The sequence below is a fragment of the Pseudomonas sp. JUb42 genome, assembly GCF_024807945.1.
Classification (GTDB): domain Bacteria; phylum Pseudomonadota; class Gammaproteobacteria; order Pseudomonadales; family Pseudomonadaceae; genus Aquipseudomonas.
In genome coordinates, this window is sequence record NZ_JANUFD010000004.1 from 101,271 (window position 1) to 112,795 (window position 11,525).

Annotated in this window: 7 protein-coding genes; 2 read left to right on the plus strand and 5 right to left on the minus strand. The window is 60.6% G+C overall.

Annotation, left to right across the window (positions count from 1 at the left end; genetic code table 11):
* Positions 1-89: 89 nt before the first annotated feature.
* Both M2401_RS09405 and M2401_RS09410 read left to right on the plus strand, forming a co-directional pair.
* On the plus strand, positions 90-1,613 hold the full coding sequence (locus M2401_RS09405) for an FAD-dependent oxidoreductase (RefSeq protein WP_259101938.1): 1,524 nt from the start codon (positions 90-92) through the stop codon (positions 1,611-1,613).
* Positions 1,614-1,704: 91 nt separating this feature from the next.
* On the plus strand, positions 1,705-2,193 hold the full coding sequence (locus M2401_RS09410; RefSeq protein ID WP_259101940.1) for a GNAT family N-acetyltransferase: 489 nt from the start codon (positions 1,705-1,707) through the stop codon (positions 2,191-2,193).
* A 146-nt stretch (positions 2,194-2,339) separates the two neighbouring features.
* On the opposite strand, the gene M2401_RS09415 is transcribed toward M2401_RS09410, so the two are convergent.
* From M2401_RS09415 to M2401_RS09435, 5 genes are all read right to left on the minus strand, one after another.
* On the minus strand, positions 2,340-3,506 hold the full coding sequence (locus tag M2401_RS09415; RefSeq protein ID WP_259101943.1) for a putative zinc-binding metallopeptidase: 1,167 nt from the start codon (positions 3,504-3,506) through the stop codon (positions 2,340-2,342).
* Between the two features lie 246 nt (positions 3,507-3,752).
* Complete coding sequence (ligA, locus tag M2401_RS09420; RefSeq protein ID WP_259101944.1) at positions 3,753-6,122, minus strand: NAD-dependent DNA ligase LigA; 2,370 nt, start codon at positions 6,120-6,122, stop codon at positions 3,753-3,755.
* Between the two features lie 172 nt (positions 6,123-6,294).
* On the minus strand, positions 6,295-7,131 hold the full coding sequence (gene zipA / locus M2401_RS09425; protein ID WP_259101947.1) for a cell division protein ZipA: 837 nt from the start codon (positions 7,129-7,131) through the stop codon (positions 6,295-6,297).
* Positions 7,132-7,362: 231 nt separating this feature from the next.
* Complete coding sequence (gene smc, locus M2401_RS09430; RefSeq protein WP_259101949.1) at positions 7,363-10,851, minus strand: chromosome segregation protein SMC; 3,489 nt, start codon at positions 10,849-10,851, stop codon at positions 7,363-7,365.
* A gap of 4 nt (positions 10,852-10,855) precedes the next feature.
* Complete coding sequence (locus M2401_RS09435) at positions 10,856-11,515, minus strand: GntR family transcriptional regulator (protein WP_259101951.1); 660 nt, start codon at positions 11,513-11,515, stop codon at positions 10,856-10,858.
* Positions 11,516-11,525 lie beyond the last annotated feature (10 nt).

Sequence of the window (11,525 nt, forward strand, 5' to 3'; positions counted from 1 at the left end):
CGTCCCTATCCATCGCGCGGGACAGGCTTTAGCCGGGCGGACGCTATCTCGTCTGACGCCGGTCCCATAAAACCCACAGGAGATTGCCCATGACCTTCCACGCGGTCGCGGATCTTGACCAGGTGAATGACTCTCGCCCTATACGGGTACAGGCCGGTTCCACAGAGGTGGTGCTGGTGTCCAACGTCAAACAGGTGCGAGCCTTTCAGGCCAATTGCCCTCACGCGGGTGCTCCGTTGGAAAAAGGCGCGATCTGCGAGGGCTACCTGATCTGCCCTTGGCACAAGGCGGCATTTGCAATCGACAGCGGTGCCGTGTGCGAGCCCCCTGCCCTGGCCAGCCTGCAACGTCATGCGGTGCGTATCGAAGGCAACAGGATCTGGGTAGACGATCAGCCAGGGTCTGCTGCCGACGGCCCCGTCGAACCCGACAACCGCTGTTTCGTCGTAATCGGCGCTGGCGCTGCAGGTTCGGCGGCGGTGGCGGCCTTGCGCGAAAAAGGCTACACCGGGCAACTGCTGTGGATCGATCAAGAGCAGCGCAATGCCTATGACCGGACCGCCCTGAGCAAGTTTGTTCTGGCCGGTGAAATGGCCCCGGCACAAACTCCGCCCTTGCTCGACGACAGCTTTTATCAAGGCGCCCGGATACAGCGCCTGCACGGACGAGTGCAAAGGGTCGATAGCCAGACCAAAACCATCAGCTTTGACGAAGGCCGCAGCCTGATCTATGACGCCGCGCTCCTGGCGACCGGGGGTACTCCCCTGCGCCCGCAAATCGAAGGCGCCCACCTGCCCGGCGTATTCGTACTGCGCTCCCTGGCCGATGCAGAGCAGTTGCTGGAGGCTGCCGAGGCCCATGCCCGAGTGACGATCATCGGCGACAGCTTCATTGGCCTGGAAGCCGCTGCGGCACTGCGCAAGGCCGGGCTTGAGGTCCAGGTAGTCACTCGCCATGAGGTGCCGTTTCAAAAGCAGATGGGCGAACGTATCGGCCGCGCCCTGCGTGCACTGCACGAGCGCAACGGTGTGGTCTTCCATACCGGCACCGAGCCAGTGCTGCTGGAGGGAGCCGCGAAGGTACATGAAGTGGTACTGGATAACGGCAAGCGCCTGGAAACCGACCTCGTCCTGATCGGCACCGGGGTAAGCCCGGCGACTGAACCGTTGCGCGAACTGGCCCTGGCCGATGACCACTCCCTGATGGCTGATGCCGGTATGCGTGTTGCGGACGGCCTTTGGGCGGCGGGGGATGTAGTAACTTTCCCCTTGGCGGGTCAGCCGGTGCGCATTGAGCATTGGCGTGTAGCCCAGCAACAGGCCCGCGTCGCTGCTGGCAACATGCTCGGCGAGCAGGGTGAGTTTGCCGATGTACCGTTCTTCTGGACCTACCACTATGGCAAGACCTACGAAGTATTGGGCTACGCCAGGGACTGGAACCGTATTGAGTATGTCGGTGAGCCCGAGCAACATGCCTTTATCGCGCTGCTTTGCGTCGATGATCAGGTGGAGTCAGTGGTCGCCTGCGAGCGTCAGCGCCTCATGGCCACCCTGTCGCAACGCATGAAGCGGCCTTTATCCTGCAGTGAGGCGCTGGCAATAGTCGGGAGTTGAGCAGCGCCTTGTGTTTAAGCCGAGCGATTCGCCCAAACACTCGTCATACTGCGCACCGCCTACATCGCATGTCAGACGGTGCATCCCTGCTGTGAAGAAAACCGACGTTGTGTCCTACGAAGAACTGAATGAAATTCAGCGCCAACAGCTCGAATCCCTGGAGATTCTGCCTGAGCAGTTGGCCTTCTCCGGAGATATCTACTGTGCGTTGAATACGTTGCTGATCAGGCCCAGTGGCGATATTGCCGGCTTCGCCCTGTTGGTCGATGACATACCCCGTGGTTTCTTCCTGCTCAAGCGCCGCAGCTGCCTGCCTCATTGGGCGCAAGCGGATGCAGCGACCCTGCACGCATTGCAGATCGATCATCGTGTTCAGGGCCAAGGCCTGGGCAAGGTCTTTTTGCAGGGACTACCCCAGGCCGCCCGACTCAAATGGCCGGAGGTACAACAATTGATGCTGTCGGTAGATGCCGACAATCTGGCGGCGATGAACCTGTATCGCAGCCAGGGCTGGATCGACACCGGCCAGGCTTATGAAGGACGCATCGGTTATGAACGGCGCATGGTACTGGCGCTGTAATGGGGATGGCGTGCAAGCAGACCCTGTGGAATTCATTCGCGAATAGACCAGTACATCTGACACATTTGTACCGTCTGTATTACCGTTTTCGCGAATGAATTCGCTCCTACAAAGTTGCGGTCTCTCGCACCCCCTCCCGCGCAAGGTCATGTCGCCTGCAACACCTCATCCGCTTTGCCACCGGTATTCTGGATCACCAGATGAATGAAATGCAGCTTGGTAATCACCGAAGGTGACAGGACAAACGGATAGAAGTCCGGCTGGCCCATGCTGCGCGACAATTCGTTGAGCATGCCAGCCAGTTCGATCCAGGCGTTGACGAAGGCGAGAAACGCCGGACCGCCAGGGTGTTGCGGGTCGTAGAGGGTTTCCAGGGGAAACGGCTGGTAATCCAGGTCCATTTCCTGAGCGCTCATGCCAAAGCCCAGAGCGGTGTCTACCGCATCCATCATGTGCAGGTAATGAGCCCAGGTTTCCGCCCAGTCTTCCCACGGATGCATGGTGGCGTAAGCGCTGACGAAGCCTTGCTGCCAGTTGTCCGGCGTGCCGTTCTGGTAGTGATGTTCCAGGGCATCGGCGTAACTGGCGCGCTCGTCGCCGAACAATTGGCGAAAGCCATCGATCCAGAAGCTGTTGTCAATCAGCCGATCCCAGTAGTAATGGCCGACTTCATGTCGGAAATGGCCGAGCAAGGTGCGGTACGGCTCGTGCATCTGCACGCGAATCGCTTCGCGATGGGCGTCGTCCGCTTCCTTGATATCCAGGGTGATCAACCCATCGGCATGACCCGTCATGGGCCGCTTGCCTTCCAGGTCGACACCGACGAAATCGAACGCCAGGCCGTTCCGCTCATTCACCGATTTGGGAATGACCGGCAGGCCCAGGCTGATCAACTGCGCCACCATCCGCCGCTTTGCCGTCTCGACCTTACGCCAGCGCTCGCCATTTTCCGCGATCGACAGGTCAGGAATGGTGCGATTGAGGCTGCAAGCCACGCAAAACTCGCCGGTAGCCCAGGCCGGAAACAACCAGTTGCAGGCCGCCGGGGTATCCAGATTGGCGCAGCGTCGATACAGGCCACGGCCGGGCTCGTCGAGGACGCGCCAGACGTTGAAATCGTGATCCGGCTCGATCGCCGCGACGCGCCCTGTTTCCGGCAAGTAACCCAGCTCCGCCGAGCAGGCCAGGCACTGGGTATTGGGGAAAAAGATCGACTGTCCGCAGCGGCATTGCCAGACCTTGCTGTTGCGCCGGGTCTCGCTGATAAAGGGCGCGGCAATGCGCGAGGTGAGCTGGTCGAAATAACGGAACATGTCGATCTCCTTGAGGACATGAACTAGATCATGGCCGGTTGTAGGGGTTCCGTTTATTTCGTGAGGAACATATCCAGGGCAAACGACGAATTCTACCCGGGACCTGTGGGAGCGAATTCATTCGCGAAAGCGATTCCCGTCGATGAAGATGTGGCGGTTGTCTCGACCTCTTCGCGAATGAATTCGCTCCCACAATTCGCTTCCACCACTCAGCCCTGCAAGTTGGCTCTACAAGACCGCAGCTCGTTAATCGATAGCGACACCCTGTTTTGCGAGAAACGCCACAAACGCCTCTTCATCCAGCACCTTGAGCCCCAGTTCATTGGCCTTGGCCAGCTTCGACCCTGCCCCTGGCCCGGCGACCACGGTATGGGTCTTGGCCGATACGGAACCGGCAACCTTGGCACCCAGGCCTTCGAGCTTGCTCTTGGCGACATCGCGGCTCATCAGTTCCAGCGAGCCGGTCAGGACCCAGGTCTGCCCAGCCAGGGGCAGGCCTTCGACGACTTTCTTCTCGCTGTGCCAGTGCATGCCGAAGGCCTTGAGTTGGGCTTCGATGGCCTGGGCCAGTTCGACATTGGTCGTCAAGTCGAAATAGTCGCGCACGGCCTTGGCCTGTTTCTCGGGCAGGGTCTGGCGCATGTCCAGCCAGTCGGCGGCAATTAACGCGTCCAGCGAACCGAACTTGTCCGCCAGCTTCTGCGCACCACCGGGGCCGACCGAAGGGATATTGAGCTTGTCGAGCATCCCGGCCAGGTCAGCACTGGCGGCGAATTCGGCACTCAGGTCGCCCTCGCCCTGAATCTGCAGCCCGCATTCAGCCGGATCACGCAGCGCCTTGATCACCTGCTGGTTATGTTCGTCCTCGAAGAAGCTGTGGATCTCGTGGGCCACTTCCAGGCCGATATCCGGCAGGTACGTCAGAACCTGCGGCAACGCCTGTGCGACGCGCTCCAGAGAAGCCAGGGAGCGGGCCAGGACCTTGGCCGTTTCTTCGCCAACATCGGGAATGCCCAGGGCGTAGATAAACCGCGCCAGGGTCGGCTGACGGCTATCGGCAATGGCCTTGAGCAGCTTGTTGCTGGAGATTTCGGCAAAGCCCTCCAGATCAATGATGTCGTCGTACTTGAGCTTGTACAGATCGGCCGGCGAGCCAATCAGCTTCTCGTCCACCAGTTGTTCGATGGTCTTGTCGCCCAGGCCTTCAATATCCATGGCCCGGCGCGACACGTAGTGGATGATCGCCTGCTTGAGCTGCGCACCACAGGCCAGGCGGCCGACGCAGCGATACACCGCGCCTTCACTGACGGTTTCCTTGCCCTTGCTGCGCTTGATCAGTTGCGTGCGCTCGACATGGGAGCCGCACACCGGGCAGGTTTGCGGTACTTCCACAGCCCGGGCATTTTCCGGACGGCGTTCCAGCACCACCTGCACCACCTGGGGGATCACATCGCCAGCGCGGCGGATAATCACCGTGTCGCCGATCATCACACCCAGGCGCGCGACTTCATCCATGTTGTGCAGGGTCGCGTTGGCCACGGTCACGCCCGCGACCTTGACCGGCTTGAGGCGCGCCACCGGAGTCACGGCGCCGGTACGGCCGACCTGAAACTCGACGTCGAGCAGCTCGGTAAGCTCTTCCATCGCAGGGAATTTGTGCGCAATGGCCCAGCGCGGCTCACGGGCGCGAAAGCCCAGTTCGCGCTGAGATGCCAGGCTGTTGACCTTGAACACCACGCCATCGATTTCATAGGACAGGGTCAGGCGCCGCTCACCGATGTCCCGGTAATACGCCAGGCACTCATCAATACCATTGGCCAGTTTCAGCTCGCGGCTGACCGGCATGCCCCACTCCTTGAGTTTGTTGAGGTTGCCGATATGGGTGTCGGCAAACTCGGCAGACACCTGCCCCAGGCCGTAGGCGCAGAATTCCAGCGGGCGATTGGCGGTGATCTTCGAATCCAGCTGGCGCAGGCTGCCTGCCGCGGCGTTACGCGGGTTGGCAAAGGTCTTGCCGCCGATTTCCAGCTGGCTGGCGTTAAGGCGCTCGAAACCGGCCTTGGACATGAACACTTCGCCGCGCACTTCAAGCGTCTGCGGCCAGCCGCTGCCGTGCAGCTTGAGGGGGATATTGCGCACGGTGCGCACGTTGACACTGATGTCTTCACCGGTGGTGCCGTCGCCACGGGTCGCGCCACGGACCAGAGCACCGTCGACGTAGAGCAGGCTTACCGCCAGGCCGTCGAGTTTCGGCTCGCAGCTGTACTGCACCGCCGCGCCGCCACCGAACAGGTCGCCGGCGGGCAGGTCCAGGCCTTCGGTGACACGGCGGTCGAATTCGCGCATGTCGGTTTCTTCAAAGGCGTTACCCAGGCTGAGCATCGGCACTTCATGACGCACCTGAGTGAAGGCTGTCAGCGCCGCGCTACCCACCCGTTGCGTCGGTGAGTCAGGTGTGACCAGATCCGGATGCTCGGCTTCCAGCGCCTTGAGCTCGTGGAACAGGCGGTCATACTCGACGTCAGGGATGCTCGGCTCGTCGAGGACGTGGTAACGGTAGTTGTGCTGGTCCAGCTCGGCACGCAGTTCCAGGATTCGGCTTTCGGCGGCGTTCATACGGTGTTCTCTCGAAAAGCAAAAGAGCAGCCGAGGCTGCTCAATTCATGCATGTGTTGTGTACCGCTGTGGGAGCGCGGCTTGCCCGCGATTGAATCAACGCGATAAACCAGACATACCGCGTTATCGTTTTTCGCGGGCAAGCCGCGCTCCCACAGGTTACGGCAACCTTTCAGCGGCGCTGAGTCAGTGCGCGGCGTTCAAATTCGACGATGCGCTGACGATAATGTTCGATCGTCTGTGCCGTCATCACGCTGCGCTGGTCATCCTTCAGCTCGCCGTTCAGCTCATGGGCCAGCTTGCGGGCAGCGGCGACCATGACGTCAAAGGCCTGTTTCGGATGGCGCGGGCCCGGCAGACCGAGGAAGAAGCTCACGGCGCGGGTGCTGAAATGGTCGATATCGTCCAGATCGAAAATGCCCGGCTTGACCGCATTGGCCATGGAAAACAGCACTTCGCCGTTACCTGCCATGCTTTCGTGACGATGGAAAATGTCCATTTCGCCGAAGCGCAGGCCGCTTTCCAGAATGTTCTGCAACAGAGCCGGGCCCTTGAAGCCACTTTCGTCGCGAGAGATCACGCTGATCACCAGCACTTCCTCGACCGGCGCCAGGTCCTTGTCTTCGGTGATGCGCTGCGCCGGCTTGTCGTCCGGGAAATCGTCGTCGCGGGCACTGAACAGGCTCGGGGTCGCTTCGACCTCCAGGTTCAGATCGCCCTGCTGCGGCTCATCCTTGCGTTTGCGCTTGCCCTCACGCGGGGTGGCGGACATGGAAGGCAGGTCGTGTTCGTCGAGCTGCGGCTCTTTCTGTGTATCGAGTACTCGGGCCGGTCCAAGCAACTCTGCGGACGACGGTTCATCGTCGTCCGGCAGGTTGGAAAAACTGCGGTCGAGCCTGAATTTCAACTTGCCCTTACCGCCACGCATCCGCCGCCAGCCATCAAAAAGAATACCGGCGATGACAATGATGCCGATGACGATCAGCCACTCGCGCAGACCGATTTCCATGTAATCCAGTGCCTCTATGAAAAATGCTTGAAATATAAGGGGCTTAAACCCCTTTAAAACGTGGTGCCAAGTCTATGTTCTAACTGGCATTTTGCCCACGCAAAAAGTAAAAAGTGGACATTAAGCTAGCACGACCAAAGGTAACTTTACACCGGTTGTTACATCTGCTTTGTGTCACAAGCGCTATCTACCGCACATTGCGTTATCAAATAGCCATTTACCAGTGGGCCATCAGGCGTCCACCAGCGCCATGGCCTCCTCGACATCCACCGCCACCAGCCGCGAACAACCGGGCTCATGCATGGTCACGCCCATCAGTTGATCGGCCATTTCCATGGCGATCTTGTTGTGAGTGATGTAGATAAACTGCACAGTTTGCGACATCTCCTTCACGAGCCTGGCGTAGCGTCCTACGTTGGCATCGTCCAATGGCGCATCGACTTCGTCGAGCATGCAGAACGGTGCCGGGTTGAGTTTGAAAATGGCAAATACCAGGGCCAACGCAGTCAGCGCTTTCTCGCCGCCGGACAGCAAATGGATGGTGCTGTTCTTCTTGCCCGGGGGACGCGCCATGATTGTCACCCCTGTATCGAGTAAATCTTCGCCCGTCAGTTCCAGATAAGCGCTGCCACCACCGAAAACTTTCGGGAAAAGTGCCTGAATTCCGCTATTTATCTGATCGAAGGTCTCCTTGAAACGGTTGCGCGTCTCCTTGTCGATCTTGCGAATAACGTTTTCCAGCGTCTCAAGTGCTTCTACCAGATCCGCGTTTTGGGCATCGAGATAGCGTTTTCGTTCGGATTGCTGCTGATATTCGTCAATGGCGGCGAGGTTGATGGCACCCAGACGCTGAATACGCGCGGCAATGCGCTCAAGTTCTTCTTCGGCTTCTTTCTCGTTGGCGTCACTGGTGAGGGTCGCCAGAACGCCGTGCAAGTCGTAGCCGTCTTCGTGCAGTTGATCTTCGAGGGTCTTGCGGCGCACGGTCAGGGACTGCCACTCCATGCGCTGTTGTTCAAGCTGGCCACGCAGCAACTGGGATTGCTGTTCGGCCTGGGTACGGCGCTTTTCCGCATCGCGCAGTTCACGGTCGGCGTCTTCCAAAGCGTTTTTCGCCGTACGCATTTCTTCGTCGACGACCATACGCCGTTCCAGCAACTCTTCGAGCTTGAGGCGCAGCTCTTCCAGCGGTGCTTCGCCCTCTTCCAGATTCAGACTTAGTTGCTCACGGCGTTCGCTCAGGCGTTCGGACTGCATCTCCAGACGCTCGAGGGCCTGACGGGTCGAATCATGCTGAGCCTTGATCGAGCCCAGACGCACCGCCAGTTGATGGGCATGATCCTTGTGCTGACGTGCTTCCTGGCGCACCCGGTCAAGGCGTTCGCGCAGACTGTCACGGCGGGCTTGCAGTTGCTCGCGCTGCTCGCTGTCCAGGGCCATGGCATCCAGAGCGTCCTGCAATTGCAGGCGTGATTCGCCCAGTTCTTCGTGTTCGATGGCGCGTTGCTCGGCCAGCTCGGTCAGTTCGTCGTCCAGGCGTGTGCGGCGCAGGGTCAACTGTTCGACCTTGGCCCTGGCGGCAGACAGCTGCGCCTTGAGTTCGCCCTGCTGCCGGGCTTCGTCCTGCAGGCGGCGCCGTACTTGTTCGCGAGCGTCTTCCTGTTGCAGCTGTTGTTCACGCAGGCTGAGCAGTTGCTCTTCGAGGCCGGCCAGGGTCGCTTCGCGCTCGTCCCGTTCAAGGTTCAGACGTTGCAACTCCTGACCACGGGCCAGAACGCCGCTCTGAGCTTCACTGGCCCGGCGCACCCGCAGGAAGTGGCGGCCAACCCAGTAGCCATCACGACTGATCAGGCTCTGCCCGGCGCTCAACTGACTACGGCGGCCCAGAGCTTCGTCGAGGCTTTCCACCGGCAGCACCTGGCCCAGCCAGGCAGACAGATCGTGATCACTGTCGACCTTGTCGAGCAGGCTACCGGGCATGCGGGCGCCCTCATGGGAAGGACTGAGCAGACGCAGATCGCCCTGACTGAAACCGGCCAGATCCAGACCGGCGAAATCATCGACCAATACCGCTTGCAGATCGGCGCCCAGCACGGTCTCCACGGCCATTTCCCACCCGGCCTCGACCCGCAATCCTTCAGCCAGTCGCGGCCGCTCGCTCAGTTCATGTTCGCGCAGCCATTCGGCGGTGCCGGTGTCCGGATCGAGAGCGGCCTGCTGCAGGGCTTCCAACGATGCAAGACGACCATTAAGGCGTTGCAGTTCGCCCTGGGCCTGTTGCTGCGCCTGATTGGCCCGCTGCAGTTCGTCGCGCAACTGCTCAAGGCGTTCGACGAGCTGCTCTTCGCTCACCTGCAATTCTTCGAGGGTCATTTCACGGCTGGCGAGGTCTTCGCTCAGTTCGAGAATGGCAGCGTCTTCCGGGTCGGCGGCGAGCAACGCCCGTTCTTCGCCCAGACGACGCTGGCGCTCGGCCAGACGCTCCATGCTCTGCTCAAGCTGCTGAATGCGCGACTGCTGGACTTCAGCCAGGCGCCGCGGCTCGGCGGAGGTCAGGTTGAAGGCGTCCCACTGCTCCTGCCAGCTCTGCATGGCGATTTCGGCATCTTCCAGGGCAATGGCCGACTCTTCGGCGGCGGCCTGGGTGATGTCCTGCTCGGGCTCGAGCATTTCCAGCTCTTCGCCCAAGGTCGCCAGCAAGGTACGGTCGTGACCAAGATGAGACTCGGTTTCCTGACGGGCGCGCTCTGCTTCGCGCAGATCGTCCTGCAACTGGCGCAGGCGCTGCTGGCCATGCTGGATGCTCTGCTCGACCCGGGCAATGTCGCCGCCGACCGAATAGAAGCGCCCCTGCACCAGATTGAAGCGTTCGGACAGGTCGTGATGACCGTCGCGCAGGCGCTCAATACTGGCATCGGCGCTGCGCTGGTCGGCAACCAACGCCTCGAAACCGACTTCCTGATTGCCGATCACCGACTCGCGCTGAGCCACCTGCTCGTTCAGCGCCTGCCAGCGCAGGGCGGACAATTGCGCCTTGAGCTGACGCTCCTCGGCCTTGTATTCCTGAAACTTCTCGGCGGCCTGGGCCTGACGGTGCAGACGGTCGAGCTGGCGCTCCAGCTCGTCGCGCAGGTCGGTCAGGCGGGCAAGGTTTTCATGAGTGCGGCGGATGCGGTTTTCCGTCTCGCGACGGCGCTCCTTGTACTTGGAGATGCCAGCGGCTTCTTCGATGAAGTTGCGCAGATCTTCGGGCTTGGCCTCGATCAGCTTGGAGATCATGCCCTGCTCGATGATCGAGTAGCTGCGTGGCCCCAGGCCGGTGCCGAGAAAGATATCGGTAATGTCACGACGACGGCATTTGGCGCCGTTCAGGTAGTAGCTGTTCTGGCTGTCGCGGGTGACCTTGCGGCGAATGGAGATTTCCGCGTAGCTGGCGTATTCGCCGATCAGGGTGCCGTCGGAGTTGTCGAATACCAGTTCGATGCTGGCCTGGCTCACCGGCTTGCGGCTGGTGGAGCCGTTGAAGATGACGTCGGTCATCGACTCGCCGCGCAGGTTCTTCGCCGAGCTTTCACCCATCACCCAGCGCACGGCGTCGATGATGTTGGATTTGCCGCAGCCATTGGGGCCGACGACCGCCGCCATATTACTGGGGAAGTTCACCGTGGTGGGGTCGACGAAGGATTTGAACCCCGCCAGCTTGATGCACTTCAGCCGCACGGGGTCAGCCTGCCGTCAACGCGGACAGGATCAGCTTGCAACTGCGCTCGGCGTAGTCACCCAGGACCTTGCGGATCAGCACTTCATCGCGGGCAATGACGGCGCCGAGCAAATTCGCGAACAGGTTCAGGTAATCGCCCATTTCCGCCTTGCGCTGCTCCAGGGCCAGAGAATAGTTACGGCTCATGGACGGTTGCAGATTTTCCACCGTCTCTTGCAGATACGGGTTGTCGGCAAACGGGAACGCGGCACGCATGACATTGAAGCTGTCTTCGACGAAGGCCTGAACATCCGCGCGCTCGGAACTGGCGATCAGCCGCTGCTGGATTTGCAGGAAGGCGCCCAGATCAGCCTGCTCCGTCCAGGTGCGCGCGACGGCTATGGCCAACAGAACATACAACTCGCTCATCAGGTTGCACAGGCTGATCACGTTATGGGCAGTGATCTCGGTGACCTGAGCACCACGGCGCGGGAGGATGACGATCAGGTGGCGGCGCTCGAGGATCAGCAGCGCTTCGCGCACCGAACCGCGGCTGACGTTCAGCGCCTGAGTGACCTTTTGTTCCTGGATGCGCTCGCCCGGCTTGAGCTCACCACGAATGATGCGCTCGGCAAGGTGTTGAGCGATTTGCTCGGCGAGGCTGTCCGGGGCCTTGAACGTCATGTTTGTCCCT